Raw genomic sequence first — 15,750 nt, 5'->3', positions numbered from 1 at the left:
TCTGTAAATTTTAAATTTCTGTATTATTTTACTATTGACAAAGAATTTTGTCCATGCTTTATCGGATTTATTTTCTAAGAATAATAACTTATTAACTCTTAACTATGTAAACTCTTTTCACTAATAATGACGCCATCTTCATCCGCATAAACATATTCATTTGGATTCCAATCCACTTGTCCAAAATGCAATGAAATATTTCGTTCTCCTTTTCCTTCTTTCACACTTCTATTTGGCATTGTCCCTAACGCTAAAATACCAATATTAATATTCTTTAGTTCACTAGAATCACGAACATACCCATTCACAATAATTCCTGCTAGCTTTCTTTCTTCCGCAATAGCTGCCAAATTATCACCAAGTAACGCACAATTCCTAGACGCCCCGCCATCAACAACTAATACTGTTCCTTCTGGTAATGTTTGCAATCCTTCCTTCACTAGTACATTATCATCTTTCACTTTTACAGTTGCAATTTTCCCGTGGAATTGTTCTTTCTTCCCAAAAGACCGAAAAGACTGGCGACATATTTGTAATTCCTTTTCAAATTCATCACATAGATCTGTAGTTTTCCACATCTTGTTCCCTCTTTTCCTTTTTCTTTCTACATAACATATTCTTGGCTTATTATCGTTTCCCTGTCTAATATTGCAATAATTTGTATGTACGGGAAAAGGATACAAAAACTATTGCCTTAAGAAGCTACCTTTATTATAATCTATTTCACGGATTAAATTCAGAATATTAAAATTAATGAGGTGAAGAAGGAGGAATTTTATGCAAATACAAACTGAGGCAAAAAAACAACCTAGTAAACAAAAGTTTAAAATGCCTGATGCGTACGTACTACTATTTTTTATTGCCTTACTTTGCGCCATTGCTACTTATTTCGTTCCCGCTGGAGAATTTAAAAGAGTTACAAATGGGACCGTTACAACGACAATACCGGGAAGCTATCATTCTGTTCCACAATCACCTGTAGGATTTGTTTCTTTTTTTACCGCTATTGAAAAAGGAATGACACTTGCTGCTCCTATTATCTTTCTAATTTTATTTACAGGTGGAGCCATTGCAATTCTTGAAAAGACAGGTGCTCTTGACGGTTTAATCTATCATGTTATTAACAAATTTCGTAATCAGCAATTACTTTTCATATGTATTGTCGCCGCACTTTTTTCTATTCTTGGAACGACTGGCATTATCGTTAATTCAGTTATCGGTTTTATCCCCATTGGTATCATCGTTGCACGCACATTAAAATGGGACGCTATCGTCGGTGTAGCAATTATTTATTTAGGCACTTATGCTGGTTTTAACGCTACTATTTTATCCCCCTCACCTTTAGGCATTTCACAAAAGATCGCAGAACTTCCGATGTTTTCGGGAATTGGTTTACGCACAGCTATCTATATATCTTTTTTACTTGCCACTATCCTTTATATTAATTGGTATGTAAAGCGCTTGAAAAAATCGAATAAAGGAAGCATTCTTGGCGACAACTGGTTTCCAAGTAACGCTCTTTCAAGCGAAAAAGAAGCAGAGAAAAAAGAAGTTCCTTGGACGATACGTCATAAATTAATTTTACTCGTTTCAGCTTTATCATTAATTGCATTTTTAATAGGCGCTTTTCGTCTACATTGGACGGACGCAGAAATGACCGCTACTTTTATTTTCATAGCAATTACAGCCGGAATAATAGGTGGCATGAAAGCAAACGATATCGCTTCTACTTTTCTAGCGGGCTGCCAAAATCTCATATATGGTGCTTTAATCGTCGGAATGGCTCGCTGTATGTCAGTCATTTTAGAACAAGGAAAATTACTTGATACAATCGTTAACCAGCTCGCACAGTCTCTTGAAGGACAAAGCCCTGTATTTGGCGTTATCGGTATGTACGTAAGTAGTGCTGCATTACATTTCCTTATTTCATCCGGGACAGGAGAATCGGTTATTTTTATTCCGATATTAGCTCCATTAGCTGATTTCATGCACATTACACGCCAAGTTACAGTACAGGCTGTTATGCTCGGCGAGGGTGTAGTAAACTGCCTTAATCCAACTTCCGGTGTTTTAATGGGCGTTCTCGCAGCAAGCGGGATTTCTTATGGAAAATGGATTCGTTTCATGGCTCCACTTGCACTCATTTGGTTTATCATAGGACTTGTTTTTCTTATTGTTGGGGTGAATATTGAGTGGGGACCTTACTAAATACTTAACTTGATAAATAAGTACTATCGTTCCATATAAATATCTATTCTATTTCCCTCACTAGTCCTATAAAAATCATTTATTCTAGTAAAAATATAAGAAGGGATTGATCATAATGATCAATCCCTTTTATCAAAATATAATACCTTTAAAGATCTTAGTTCCAGATTTTATTTACCCATTCAGGATGATCAATAAAAGGATTGCGGTTATGTTGATATTTTGTAAAAATCACTTCATTACGCTTTCGCTCTAAATCATCGACCGGGTCTTGTTCATTCCATTTTAATAAGACAGATAGTTTCCCCATGTATGGATCTTTATTGTTATTTACTTTTTCATTCAGTTCTAAATCTATTTCGCCGTTGTCTCCCTCGTAACGAACAGCCATATAAAACAGCATTCTAGCAATATCTCCTTTTACACTATCACGAGGTTCCCAAGAATCACTATCATATTTACACTCTGTCGCTTCAGAATGATTCACACCACCATTATCAAAATCTAGATTTCCACGTGAACTATTTACAGATACATCCGTCGCTCTTAAATGATGTAGATCTGTTCCAGGTCCTGCAGTCGTTCCAAAGTCACCGTGAGATTTTGCCCAAACATGCTCTCGGTTCCAGTTATTTACTCCTGATCCATTCGTAAGTTTCCCTTGCGAACGACCAGTATATAAGAGTATCACATTATTTTTATTATTTGGATCTTCATCAGTATCTCTTAGTGCTTCCCAAACCGCACTGTATGATAACTTTGTATGATTATCAATAATATTATGCAGTTCCTTCTTTAATTCTAACCCCGTTTTTCCTATTGCGTTATTATAATATGTATCGTCATAATTTTTCACAATAATCTCTTGTGCTGATGCAGAAGCTACTTCACCGTGTATAGTATCTGTGAATGATAGAGATGCAGAACCTAAAATAAAAAATGAAGACAGTGTAATCATAGCAATCTTTGTATTTCGAAACTTCATATACCCATTTCCCCTTTAAAATATAATTTGAAGCTATTCACTAAAAAATGCTTTCTAACTCCCGAAACCTTTTAGAAACCCATACCCCTTTTCTGTTTATTTAATACAAGACTCTATCCAGTCTGTATCACTTCTAAACTTTTTATTTATTCACATTCCAAACAATTTCACTTTTAACAAGAAATATCCTTCTCCTATAAAGATTATTAAAATATTCTTTACAATTTAAAAGTAGTTTAATATTAACTTATAAATTTAAATTTATTTATGCAATAATGCATATTTGATAAATACTTTAAAAAACAGTTTGAATAAAATGCATTCAAAGAAAACCGTGCCACAAAACAGATACAATCTAAGACAGAAATAATAAAAATCAAGATGATAGCTCGACTTTTCCCTTTTCCATAACTGTCTTTATTTTTGTGTAAAACCTTTCTTTCTCTGAATAATACGCACAAAAATAGATTGGATACCATGTAGGCACCAATCTATTTTAATTAAAGAAACTGTGTCAATTCTGCGTTCACAACACGTTGTGCAGTAATAATAACATTTTCAGCTGTTAGTCCATAAACACTATATAGTCCACCAGGTTGATTAGGAACAATTTGAACTTCATATTCAAATGCTTGTCCAAAAGTAGGATGAACTAAACTTAGAGTTGCAAAAGTAGAAGCATTAGAATTCACATTGAAGTTTACCTGTTCAATTAATACTAATGAACCGTCAAGTCTAAAAACTCTAGCTACTCCAGTAAGTGGGCCCGCAGTACGGTTAAGGATCTTCACCCTAACTTTATTTGCGTTAGCAGGTTGATTTCCTACGTTTTCAATTGGTCCTGTAGTAAGAGCCATATAACATCACCTCCATTATATTGTTATGATATTCATTCATACGTATTAACGTTATAATCTAATTACTCAATTTATTTAAAATAAAAAGAAGCTTCAAATTCTATTATATTTAGGTCATAGATATTAAACTTAATAAAAAGGCATCTAGCTAAGATTTTGAAGTGCTACAAAATCAAAAATTTTATATCACCACAGTTTTCTACGAGAATCCAGTGAACAGCTTATTTACATAATTTTCGTTATTGGAAGTAAACACCAATAAATAAGCGTATTACTATTCTTTAAATGAGTAACAGTTCTAAAATTGATTTTTAATAGAGAAAAAGGGTTACAGATTCGATTGTAACCCTTTTTCCAAATATTTTTTGTTTTATACGATTTCTATAATGATTACAGGACTGAAGTATGATTCAAAATAGCATTGATTATATGATTCCAATCGTCACAGTGAATCTCGTGACCCGATCCTTCTAAGGGTAATAACACAGCATGCGGAATTTCATTAACAAGAGCAAGACCATGCTCGTATGAAAGCACTGTATCTTCTGTACCATGGATAACCAAAGTAGGTATATTGATTTCTTTTAATCTCCCCTCATAAGAATCCTCACCTTTAAGAAGGGAATGATTAAACATACTGAGTAGATTATTTGCCCGTTTTATTTCGTTTTCTACCTGCTTATAAGCCCTCTTCTTATCGAATTTATGCTTTGAACCACAAAGTAATGCTGATCCTGCAACCAAGTAATTTGCAACAGATTCTTCATCCGACCAATTTAGTTTGGCCGCATTAGTATGGTAAGCGAGTATCTTTTCATCGATCGGAGGCAAATTTCGGTCGTTATCTTCAGAACCAAAAATACCTGATGCAATCAAAGTTATACTTATAACTCTCTCAGGGTTCCTTAAGGCTACAATTTGAGCAATCATTCCACCTAATGACATTCCAACAATATGTGCTTCGTCAATATGATATGCATCGAGTACCCCAATCGCATCATCAGCCATATCTACCACAGTATAGTGGGAACTCCCCGGTTCATAAGTAGTTGACCGTCCGACATCTCTATTATCATAACGAATAACATATCGGCCCGTATCAGCTAATTGTTGACAAAATTCTTCATCCCAATAAACCATTGAACACATGGCTCCCATAATTAGTAAGACTGCTGGATCTGCTGAATTACCAAAGCTCTCTGTACATATATCAATTTTATTAATTTTAATAATCTGTTCAGTCATGATTAACTCCTCATTTCATTCGTATTTAGTTAATAAAAAAAGACACAACCAAATAAACCCACACATTTTGAAAAAAATAGTCAGGCATAACGAATTGTGTTTAAAATTAACGTAAACGAATGAACTTGATAATCATGTTAAACACTCTCCTATATAATGAAAATAAGGATAAAACCCTTATTTTCATTATAACATAGCTCTATCAGTAGTAATATAGGTTCATTTCTTCTTATTTTATAGTTAAAAAAGTAATTTTTACTGTATGAATCTGCACTCTTAGTTGAAGAAAAGACGATGTATACAATATCCAAACCAAATTAATATAACGTCTTATTATCAGTAGTTAATACATCTAGAAGTCTAAAAAACATCCTCCAGTTAAGTACTCTGGAGGATATACATATTTCCATAATCATATTCTTACAAGAAGCCACACAAAATGAAACCTCTTTAGTACCCAAAAGGCTTACTCTTATCTATTAATAACTGTACATCGTCTTGCTCCTCTACAGATTAAACGCTCGGCTTCTCTTAATGAAATTGGAACAAGTACAGCTTCATCAACATCGTCTTCTACATCAAAAACCGCAAATGCTTCCCCACCTACGATTAAAACACAAATGAATTCTACTTCTAAATCATCATTAGACCTAGGAATACAATTGGAAATAGTACAACGTTGAATACCCCCTGCTAACAATGTTCTAGCTTCTTGCTCAGATATTCGAATAAAAACAAATTCCTCTATGGCTACATTTCCAACTTCCACTTCAATTTCTACTAAAAGAAAGAATCTGTTTCTAATTCTCACTATACAATTTGCTCCAATTGAAATAATATCTTCATTCATTCTTTTCACCTCCTTTAACACTATAAAATTCACAAAGAGGTGAAATGTTGTGGACAAGCAAACAAAAAAGTTGTTTTTTTGAAATGTGAGACATTAGTTAACAACTATCATCAAAAAAACAGAAAAAATACCCTACACAACAGGAAGTTTTCTCTGTTTTTAGTCTGTATACGATATTCAAAATTAGTTAACATAACGTCTCATTATCAGTAGCAATGAAAAAGGAGAACCCTGCTTTCACAAGTGAAACTTCTTTTTTAGTTCTATGAATCTATACATTCCTATCCTAACGCGGTTTTAGTGCTCTTGTTTGTTACTGGATTAGCCAAAAAACTGTATAAAATCTTGCATACTATTAGCGTGTTTTTTCAAAAATACTGGCATCCCCCAATTTGTGCTTTCTTATGGATATTTCTTGACCCCTTATTAAAACACTCTCCGGTTTTTTGTCTATCTTTAAGAAATAAACTCTGCTTGTTTATTTCAAGTTCTTACATCGAGGATTTACCTTCTCCCAAAGCCAAACAAACAATTCAGATTACATGCCTATATCAAACTAAACATTCAATCTTTATCCAGTTTGTAAATAAAAAAGGACAATCAGCCCCATAATGGACTAACTATCCTATAAATTATTATCTAAATTCAATAAAGTGAAACTTTAATCAGCCCTCACCAATCGGGCTTTTACGGGCAGTTGATCCCCACCTAATTTCTTTGCTTCCGCTGAATTTTGAGGTGAGGGTCTTACTGCCCGGCAAATAGCGGGATAAAACTAGAACTTCTTTTCCTATGTATCATTATTTCGTAATTTCACCAAACTGCGCTCTCGTCACTTTCGCCAAGTCATCTACTTTAAGCTCAATTTGTATACCGATTTTCCCTCCACTTACAATAATCGTATTAAGTGATTGAGCACTTTCATCAATACATGTAGAAAATAGCTTTTTCATTCCGACTGGCGAACACCCACCGCGAATATATCCTGACACTTTCGTAATATCTTTAACGGGAATCATTTCAATTTTCTTTTCACTTACTGCTTTTGCGGCAGCTTTTAAATTTAGTTCCTCATCTACCGGAATAATAAACACATGATAATTTTTACTATTCCCTTGAGCGATTAACGTTTTATATACTTCTCTCACTTCTCGTCCAATTTTCTCGGCTACTGATACGCCATCAATTTTCCCATCGTCTGGATCATATGACATCATCGAATATTCAATTTTTTCTTTATCTAATATTCGCATCGCATTTGTTTTATCTTTTTTCATAACGTTCTCCTTAAAACTTTATTTCATATCATTAAGTTTTCCTTTATTATACACCCTTTTCCATTTCTCCTACATAACTTCACGTATTTTTCAAAACTAAAAATATTGATAATTCAAAAATCATCTGATATAATTTGGAAAAACTTATGTTAAGGAGAGATTTGTAATGCGAAATTTTAATACTTCTTTCCAACTTCATCATCATACGTAACGCCGTGTATCCGAAGAAAAATTTTTCTTCGTGGGTACAGGGCTTTTCCTGTTGACCCACGAAGCGTTCATAAAGCTATGTGGGTATTTTTATACCTGCATAGCTTTTTTTAATTTGAAAAAGGAGTGATTATGATGGAAATGAGAAATGTAAAAGGAACGAAAGACTATTTACCAGAGGAGCAAGTGCTGCGAAATAAAATTAAAAGAGCTTGTGAAGATACGTTTGAACGATACGGATGCAAATCTTTAGAAACGCCGACGTTAAATATGTATGAGGTTATGTCTTACAAGTACGGCGGTGGTGATGAAATATTAAAAGAAATATATACACTTGAGGATCAAGGAAAACGTGAGCTCGCCTTACGATACGATTTAACTATTCCATTCGCAAAAGTCGTGGCAATGAACCAGAACATCCGCCTCCCTTTTAAACGTTATGAAATTGGGAAAGTATTTCGAGATGGGCCAATTAAACAAGGAAGATTTCGTGAATTTATACAATGCGACGTTGATATTGTCGGTGTAGAATCAGTCATGGCTGAAGCGGAACTCATGAGCATGGCGTTTGAGCTGTTCCGAACGTTAAACTTAGAGATAACGATCCAATATAATAACCGAAAATTGTTAAATGGTATTCTTCAGGCCATTAACATCCCTACTGAGTTAACAAGTGACGTAATTTTATCATTAGACAAAATTGAAAAGATTGGGATTGATGGTGTACGAAAAGATGTATTAGAGCGCGGAATTTCTGAAGAAATGGCTGATACGATATGTAATACTGTATTATCTTGTCTAAAGCTTACAATTGCTGACTTTAAAGAAACTTTCAATAACCAACTCGTTGCCGATGGCGTAAACGAATTACAACAATTACAGCAATATTTAATCGCTCTCGGAATAAATGAAAATACGATATTCAATCCGTTTTTAGCAAGAGGACTCACAATGTATACTGGCACCGTATATGAAATCTTTTTAAAAGATGGATCGATTACATCCAGCATCGGTAGCGGCGGTCGTTACGATAACATTATCGGAGCATTCCGTGGTGATAATATGAACTATCCAACAGTCGGTATTTCATTCGGTTTAGACGTTATTTATACAGCACTATCGCAGAAAGAAACAATCTCATCTACAGTGGATCTATTTATCATCCCGCTCGGGACAGAATTACAATGCTTACAAATTGCCCAGCAATTACGTTCCACCACTTCCTTAAAAGTCGAACTTGAACTAGCAGGACGCAAATTAAAACGCGCCCTTAATTATGCCAATAAAGAGAATATCCCTTATGTGCTTATTATTGGTGAAGAAGAACTTAGTACAGAAACCGTTATGCTAAGAAATATGAAGGAAGGTAGTGAGGTGAATGTCACCCTTTCTTCTTTAAGTAGTTATTTATAATACGAACCACCCTCGTTTGGGTGGTTTTTCTATTTTATAGATAATCAATAATTAGTTTACATAAAATAATTACAAGCTACTTAAAACTAAAAATATATAATATCCAATTACCTATTATTTTTGGTGATATATAGATATTAATTATTTTAAGAGGATTTATTTTGAAAGTCTACATACAAGAACTAAAGTGGACCACAGGGGCCTCTCACCTTTTATTACTTCCTTGTTATTATTTATTTCGGGGACTTGTTAACCTATATGAGATACCTTTACTACTATTGATTGCTTTACATATCACTACTTTTTTATTAGCTAAAAAGGGAGCCATGAATACGTACGCTAATTATATAGGTATTATCATTACTCTAGTTGCCTTCTTTCCTTATATAGAAATTCTTCTACATATTATAGCAGCCATTTTCCTTTTATTAGATGCTGCTTCTATGAATGCAAAAGAATTTTATGATTCATAGATGGATGAAATGAAACTTTAATCCATAGAGTTTTGAAATAGGTCAGCAAAAAGGATTTACTTTTTAAGTAAACCTTTTTTCATTTTTAATTACTTTCCTTACTCCAGAATAATAAAAGAATATTCTGTTTAATTTTTATAAATTTCTAAATATTTATAAAATATTCAAATTAACATACATTTTAGTTATGTAAAAAATCTAAGTTTTAAGGAGATGAATCCATGCTTAAAAAGTTGATAGCAGGTGCATTATTAACTGTTTCGTCGTTAACTGGAGGAGTGGGATTAGTATCAGCTAGTACCGAAAAGGATTATTCGATTTCCTCTTTCGAATATGTAACTGTAGATGAAAAGACTGTTGATTCGTTTAACAAATTGAGTGCTCCATCAAAGGAAGACATAAAAATAACATTAGTTCTACCGAAACAAAATCAAAATGGAGACTGGTTATCTTATGGATTTTCGAGCAAAGAAAGTTTAGAGTCTTTTATTGAAAAAGATAAACAAAGGTTGAATAATTCAATCACTCCCCTTGGTGTTGGTGGAAGCGGACCTGGTAGTACAGACTTCTATAAACACACAAATCAAGGTAGCGAGTATTTTTCTCTAAGTAGCGGTTATAAAAACTTGTCTGCTAGTTGGCAAAATCAAATTGTTTCTGTACGTACAGCATCCCCCACTGCTAGCTATTCAACAACGCTATGGGAACGTACTTCAACGGACGGATATGGAAAAGGTGTTGTTTTTAAACACGCTGATTGGTATGGTCAAATTGCAAACTTAAATAATTTTCCAACTTCAGCAGTTGAAGTTAAAAAGTAAAAAAATTTAAAAATAAAAGGTGTTTTCACGTATGAAAACACCTTTTATTTCTACAATTATTTCTTCTATAACAATTTCAACTCTTAACTATTATTTTTCGTGTTCCTACTCTCCAAAACTTTCTCCATATTATGAGTTGCCCATTCCATCATTAATAGAATCACTGGACGTAGTGATTCACCAAGCTCAGTTAACGAATATTCAACTTTAGGTGGCACTTCACGGTATACTTCACGATGTATAATGCCATCAGCTTCAAGTTCTCTCAGCTGAAGTGTTAACATTCTTTGTGTGATATTAGGTTTTAATCTTTTTAATTCATTAAACCTCTTTTTCCCATCTAATAAATGATACAAAATAACACCTTTCCATTTTCCACCAATCACCTCTACCATCGCTTCAACTGGACAAGAATATTTATTTAAAAATGGGTAATTTATATTATTTTCGTTTGGACAATCCATAATAAATCCCTTCCCTTAACATTAGTATCTTTTTTGATACTATACCACATAAATGTGCGTACTTGTATCTATGTTACTTTAAAAATATAATTTACTTACAAAATAAATTAACGAAAAGAGGAACTTTTATGACAAATACAAACGAAATTACAAAAGAGAAAATTATGGAGGCTTTTCATTTCAGACATGCATGTAAAGAGTTCGATCCTATGCACAAAATTTCAGAAGAGGATTTTAAATTCATTTTAGAAACAGGCAGATTATCTCCTTCTTCTTTTGGATATGAACCTTGGAAATTTATTGTCGTACAAAATAAAGAATTAAGAGAAAAACTACAACCGTATTCATGGGGCGCTGGTGGGCAACTTGCAACAGCAAGCCATTTCGTCATTGTTCTTTCAAGAAACATTAAAGATATGCATTATGATGCAGAGTATATTAAATATATGATGAACGATATTATTGGATTGCCTGAAGACACTCAAAAAATTAGATATGAATTCTTCAAAAAGTTCCAGGAAACAGATTTTAACTTATTACAATCCGATCGTACTGTATTTGATTGGGCATCTAAACAAACTTATATTGCTTTAGGTAATATGATGACGAGCGCAGCTCAAATCGGCATTGATTCTTGTCCGATAGAAGGATTCGATAAAGAGAAAGTAGACTCCTTACTTCGTCAAGAAGGCATTATACAAGGCGATAATCTTGAAGTATCAGTTATGGTTGCCTTTGGTTACCGTAAAGAAGATCCAAAACGTGATAAAACAAGACAGACTATGGATACAATTGTTGAATGGATTAAGTAATATAGCACACACAAATAATGCTCCTAATAGCTGGATACTTATACTAAAGAACTATTAGTCGTTTTTCTTATGTATGAATTTGGTTTTTCATGGAAAGATATGTTAGTATGTATACAGTTTGAGTGCTCTATTTTTAGAGTCGAACAGGAGGAGAATGAATATGTCTGATATTGAAGTTGGCGAAGTGTTTACTCTTAGTGATGAGAATAACGAAGAGCAAGAAGTAGAAGTACTTGGAGCGATGGATGTCGAAGGTGCAGAATATATTGCAGTTGCCTTTGTTGAAGATATCCAAACAGAAACTGAGGAAGACATTGATATTTTCTTTTTAAAAGTAGAAGAAGATAATGAGTTTTCATACATTGAAAATGATGAAGAGTTTGATAAAGTATCTGCTGCGTTTGAAAAGATTTTGGATGAGCAAGAGCAAGAATAGTATGAATGAAAAACACGAGGGCGGATGCATATCCGCCCTCGTGTTTTTATTCATCACTCATTCAGTGATTTATGCAGTAACTCCAGTACATCTTTCATCGCAAAAGGTCCATCTTTTTTAACATGCTCCGCAAATTCTGAAACGAGACGTAATGTTCTCACACTTTCGATTGGATGTTCTCCTGATGCACTTTCAGCTGAAAGCATAACTGCATTCGTCCCGTCCAGTACAGCTTGAAACACATCAGTCACCTCTGCCCTTGTTGGAATAGAATGATCTACCATAGATTGAAGCATTTGTGTTGCTGTAATGACATATGTATTCGTTCGATTACATTCCTGAATCATCATTTTCTGTAAAAGCGGAATGCATTGATACGGTAACTCTACTCCTAAATCGCCCCTTGCAATCATAATTCCATCTGCTTCTTTACATATATCTTGAAAATTCTCGATTGCTTCCATCGTTTCTATTTTTGCAATTACATTAGGTGACGTTTCTTTATACTGTTGTATAAATTCTCGTATTTCTTTTATATGACTAGGTTTTCTTACGAAAGAACACGCGATAAAATCAACATTCTCCTCTAAAAGAAACTGAATATCTTTTTTATCTTTCTCTGTAATAGCTGGTAAACGAACAGCCGCATCTGGTAAATTAACTCCTTTATGAGATGAGATATTGCCACCTGTTTTTACCTTCGTTTCTATTTTGTCCGTACTTATCTTTTCAACAATTAATTCAACTTCTCCATCATTAATTAAAATTCTACTGCCTACTTTCACATCATTCGGTATTCCTTCATAATCAACACTCGCTTCTGTATTACTCCCTGTAACTGGTTCTGTATGTAAAATAAAAGAATCTCCTGCCTGAAGTGTAATTTGCCCTCCCTTCACTTCACCTAATCTTATTTTAGGTCCTTGTACATCACCCAAAAATTTAATAGAGTCATCTAATGATTTCACTAAACGAATGATGTCTTTATGACTTTCATGCGTGCCATGCGATAAATTCAGTCGAACAATTTTCATACCATTCTTTATTAACTGCGCTAACGTTTCTTTATTATTACTTGCGGGTCCAATTGTACAAATTCGATCGATTGTCATTTTTGTTACCATCCTTTTCTTAATAAGGTTCCCATATGAACTTAAAAATAACAGAGATTCTGACATCAATAGATTTAAATTTACACGAATTTCATAAAGTTAAACCTGTATCCCTTGCTGGCTAAGCATTAGAAGATATATTCGCTTTTTTGCAAATGAAGACATGTTGAATCGAAAGTAAAAGAAAAGTTAAGTATGGGATAAACCATTGAGAGTTTCGAAATTTTCATATATTGTATGAATTGAGTTCGAACTCAAAAATTTAAAAAGGTGGGAAAATTAGTGAATATGAAAAAATCTTTATCGGTGACAACTTTAGGGTTAGCGGTTTTAGGTTTTGGTTTTACTAATAACGCAAGTGCTTCAGAGGTCGATGCTGTAGACAAGCAGCCCGTTTTAGTTGACTTTGATACAATTCAATCAACAAAAACATCTAGTGTTCCTAGTTTGACTGTTGCAGCTGCACCTAAGAATGACTCTAACATTAGCGTATATACTCCCTTTTTTGGTAACCCATATGCAGTTGCTAAATCGAAATCAACTACGACCGAAGACTATGTTTATGCAAAAGCAAGAACTTTCAATGGCGATGGCTCATTAGTAAATACGAAAAGTAATAGTGCAAAAAAATCATCCTTTGTAAGTGCTACAGCGGCCAACACAAGCATTTATTATGGAGATGATTACGCTATCGGTAACCATACCTATAAATTAAGTGGTTATAATGATGTGAATCACGAAACAAAAGCTTTCTGGTAAGAAAGAGAAAAAAGATATGCATCTTGCATATCTTTTTTCTCTAATATTTTACATATATTGAGGTGCTATTTATGAAACAAATATATATTATTAGCGGTGTTTTACTTATTTCATTACTTACAATTTATATTTTGTTCAATACTTCAATCATACAACCTCATCCACCTTCCATAGAAAATAAACGAGAGCAACAAACCAATACTATTTCTTACGGATTGAAGGATAATCAAGGCCAACATATTAACAATGGTAGTACAATTACTAGTGAGGATAATAAAATTAATGTAACATTATCATTCGTACATACTATTAATGAAAACCGAAAATATGGATTAATTGTTCTAGAAGATTACGAACAAAAACCTTTTAAAATAGAAGATACTACTAATGAAATATTACACTATTTTTTTGATATGAAACCAAACAGTTCAATTACTACGAAAATCTCTTTACACACTTCTCCTAATGCAAGTGAATTAACCTTTTTAATAATAAAAAAACCTGAATACAAATTAAAAGATAATAACTTAAATAAAGCAGCTATTTTAGAAGATATTCTAAGTATGCGATATTCAATGCATCCTCTTCAGAAAGAAAGCGAAAAAATAAAACTCTCCCTTATAGATCCAGATGCTATTTTAAAAGATGGTCTTTACGAACCATTATTTGTTACGAACCGTGAAGAGAATTTACAAACTGTCTTCTTTGAAAAGGAAGGCAAGCAATTAATTCTATCAAACGGTAATGAAACAAATGATGAAATGACTTACGCAATCGTGGCTTTTAAAGATTGGAAACAAGTTGAAATATTTAACAATAGAAAAGTTATTTATACTAAGCTTGCACCTGAAACGAGACAAATCTTTAATTTCACATTGCCTTTAGTGGATCAGGAAAGTAATTTTCAACTCGTCGCTTTTCCATTTCCTTTTAAAGTTAGCGAAGAAGATTATATCAGTCAACAAGCATTCAGTTCCTTTCGCATCGTAATTGAAAATGAAAATGAAAATAAATAAGTTATACTGTGCACATTACAACAACCTAAAAAAAGCCTACTCACACGAGTAGGCTTTTGAAACTATGAAAGTTTCGTCAATAACTGATTTAAATCTTTTTTCGTTTTCGTCGTTAATGATTTCATTTTATTAATATCGATTTTTTCTTTCTCCGCTCCTACAATTAACGGATACATACTTTGACCGATTGTTTTAGAATCCGTCGGATGTGATGCTTCTAGCTCTTTTTCAATCACATCCCACTTTTCATTAATTTGTTTGCCAAGCTTATTCACTGTTTCCAATTTTGGATTAGCAGCTAACTGCTTGTCCAAGCTATCAATTAATGCTACAACTTCTTTAACGTTCGTTTTCACAGCAACACTTTTCTTCGGATCTTTCGTTGTCTTTCCGTTATTGTTTGTGCTTGTACTTGTGCTTGGATCTGCTGTTTTCCCGCTAGTCGTTTGATCATTCGTTTTTCCTGTCGTTTCTTTTTCTTTTGTTTTTACATTTTCGTTTTGAGTTGACGTTTTGCCGTTACTTTCTGTTCCTGATGATTCTTTCGTATTTTTTGCATCCTTATCTGTTTTTTCATTTGAAGAAGTATTTGTTTCTTTTTCAGTATCTTTCGTTGTTTTTGACGCTTCATCTGCACTTGTCGTTTTTGCTTCTCCATCATTTTGCGCAGTTACTTGCTCTTTCTTTTCCGTTTCTTTATCTACTGAAGGACTACAAGCTGCCATAGTAAGCATTGTACCAATTGTAATCGATGCGATAGCGACCTTTTTCATTTTCATATAAATCCCCCTATGTTTTACATAATTTATCCT

Annotated in this window: 17 protein-coding genes; 8 read left to right on the top strand and 9 right to left on the bottom strand. The window is 33.5% G+C overall.

Annotated features, from left to right (window positions below):
- Window positions 1-98: 98 nt before the first annotated feature.
- Window positions 99-578, bottom strand: a complete 480-nt coding sequence (rraA, locus tag ACTFRY_RS07940; RefSeq protein ID WP_000266033.1) for a ribonuclease E activity regulator RraA — start codon at window positions 576-578, stop codon at window positions 99-101.
- A 199-nt stretch (window positions 579-777) separates the two neighbouring features.
- Here rraA and ACTFRY_RS07935 point away from each other — a divergent pair, with 199 nt between their 5' ends.
- Window positions 778-2,208: a YfcC family protein gene (locus tag ACTFRY_RS07935; RefSeq protein ID WP_440032278.1), complete on the top strand. Its 1,431-nt coding sequence runs from the start codon at window positions 778-780 to the stop codon at window positions 2,206-2,208.
- A gap of 157 nt (window positions 2,209-2,365) precedes the next feature.
- Here the strand turns inward: ACTFRY_RS07935 and ACTFRY_RS07930 are convergent, their stop codons facing one another.
- The 5 genes from ACTFRY_RS07930 to ybaK all read right to left on the bottom strand — a co-directional run bounded on the left by ACTFRY_RS07930 (window position 2,366) and on the right by ybaK (window position 7,422).
- A complete protein-coding gene (locus tag ACTFRY_RS07930) occupies window positions 2,366-3,193 on the bottom strand; it encodes an endonuclease I family protein (RefSeq protein WP_000672182.1) in 828 nt (275 codons plus the stop codon).
- Window positions 3,194-3,693: 500 nt separating this feature from the next.
- The gene (locus ACTFRY_RS07925; RefSeq protein ID WP_001229417.1) at window positions 3,694-4,050 is read right to left on the bottom strand and encodes a hypothetical protein; all 357 of its coding nucleotides are present in this window, start codon (window positions 4,048-4,050) and stop codon (window positions 3,694-3,696) included.
- Window positions 4,051-4,440: 390 nt separating this feature from the next.
- Entirely contained in the window at window positions 4,441-5,295 is an 855-nt protein-coding gene (locus tag ACTFRY_RS07920; RefSeq protein WP_016118311.1) for an alpha/beta fold hydrolase, read from the bottom strand.
- A 472-nt stretch (window positions 5,296-5,767) separates the two neighbouring features.
- On the bottom strand, window positions 5,768-6,145 hold the full coding sequence (locus tag ACTFRY_RS07915) for a hypothetical protein (protein ID WP_016118312.1): 378 nt from the start codon (window positions 6,143-6,145) through the stop codon (window positions 5,768-5,770).
- Between the two features lie 800 nt (window positions 6,146-6,945).
- Window positions 6,946-7,422, bottom strand: a complete 477-nt coding sequence (gene ybaK, locus ACTFRY_RS07910; protein ID WP_000710862.1) for a Cys-tRNA(Pro) deacylase — start codon at window positions 7,420-7,422, stop codon at window positions 6,946-6,948.
- Between the two features lie 345 nt (window positions 7,423-7,767).
- On the opposite strand from ybaK, the gene ACTFRY_RS07905 reads away from it, so the two are divergent.
- From ACTFRY_RS07905 to ACTFRY_RS07895, 3 genes are all read left to right on the top strand, one after another.
- Window positions 7,768-9,045: a histidine--tRNA ligase gene (locus ACTFRY_RS07905; protein WP_000425998.1), complete on the top strand. Its 1,278-nt coding sequence runs from the start codon at window positions 7,768-7,770 to the stop codon at window positions 9,043-9,045.
- 161 nt (window positions 9,046-9,206) lie between these two features.
- On the top strand, window positions 9,207-9,518 hold the full coding sequence (locus ACTFRY_RS07900; protein ID WP_016118314.1) for a hypothetical protein: 312 nt from the start codon (window positions 9,207-9,209) through the stop codon (window positions 9,516-9,518).
- 221 nt (window positions 9,519-9,739) lie between these two features.
- Window positions 9,740-10,339 (top strand): hypothetical protein, encoded by a 600-nt coding sequence (locus ACTFRY_RS07895; RefSeq protein ID WP_000914243.1) that lies wholly within the window; start codon window positions 9,740-9,742, stop codon window positions 10,337-10,339.
- An 83-nt stretch (window positions 10,340-10,422) separates the two neighbouring features.
- Here ACTFRY_RS07895 and ACTFRY_RS07890 read toward each other — a convergent pair whose 3' ends face one another.
- On the bottom strand, window positions 10,423-10,803 hold the full coding sequence (locus ACTFRY_RS07890) for a winged helix-turn-helix transcriptional regulator (protein ID WP_000340574.1): 381 nt from the start codon (window positions 10,801-10,803) through the stop codon (window positions 10,423-10,425).
- 128 nt (window positions 10,804-10,931) lie between these two features.
- On the opposite strand from ACTFRY_RS07890, the gene ACTFRY_RS07885 reads away from it, so the two are divergent.
- On the top strand, window positions 10,932-11,615 hold the full coding sequence (locus ACTFRY_RS07885; protein ID WP_000185718.1) for an NAD(P)H-dependent oxidoreductase: 684 nt from the start codon (window positions 10,932-10,934) through the stop codon (window positions 11,613-11,615).
- A gap of 154 nt (window positions 11,616-11,769) precedes the next feature.
- Window positions 11,770-12,051: a DUF1292 domain-containing protein gene (locus ACTFRY_RS07880; protein WP_002005464.1), complete on the top strand. Its 282-nt coding sequence runs from the start codon at window positions 11,770-11,772 to the stop codon at window positions 12,049-12,051.
- A gap of 53 nt (window positions 12,052-12,104) precedes the next feature.
- On the opposite strand, the gene ACTFRY_RS07875 is transcribed toward ACTFRY_RS07880, so the two are convergent.
- Window positions 12,105-13,163: a pyruvate kinase gene (locus ACTFRY_RS07875; protein WP_061663344.1), complete on the bottom strand. Its 1,059-nt coding sequence runs from the start codon at window positions 13,161-13,163 to the stop codon at window positions 12,105-12,107.
- A gap of 282 nt (window positions 13,164-13,445) precedes the next feature.
- Between ACTFRY_RS07875 and ACTFRY_RS07870 the strand changes: the two genes are divergently transcribed.
- Window positions 13,446-13,922, top strand: coding sequence for a hypothetical protein (locus ACTFRY_RS07870; RefSeq protein WP_061663342.1), 477 nt, complete (start codon window positions 13,446-13,448; stop codon window positions 13,920-13,922).
- Window positions 13,923-13,993: 71 nt separating this feature from the next.
- Window positions 13,994-14,938, top strand: coding sequence for a hypothetical protein (locus tag ACTFRY_RS07865; protein ID WP_086423505.1), 945 nt, complete (start codon window positions 13,994-13,996; stop codon window positions 14,936-14,938).
- 62 nt (window positions 14,939-15,000) lie between these two features.
- Here the strand turns inward: ACTFRY_RS07865 and ACTFRY_RS07860 are convergent, their stop codons facing one another.
- Window positions 15,001-15,717 (bottom strand): hypothetical protein, encoded by a 717-nt coding sequence (locus ACTFRY_RS07860; protein WP_000782565.1) that lies wholly within the window; start codon window positions 15,715-15,717, stop codon window positions 15,001-15,003.
- Between the last annotated feature and the right edge of the window lie 33 nt (window positions 15,718-15,750).

The organism is Bacillus cereus group sp. MYBK195-1 (assembly GCF_051916605.1).
Classification (GTDB): domain Bacteria; phylum Bacillota; class Bacilli; order Bacillales; family Bacillaceae_G; genus Bacillus_A; species Bacillus_A cereus.
This window is presented reverse-complemented; position numbering and strand designations above follow the sequence as displayed.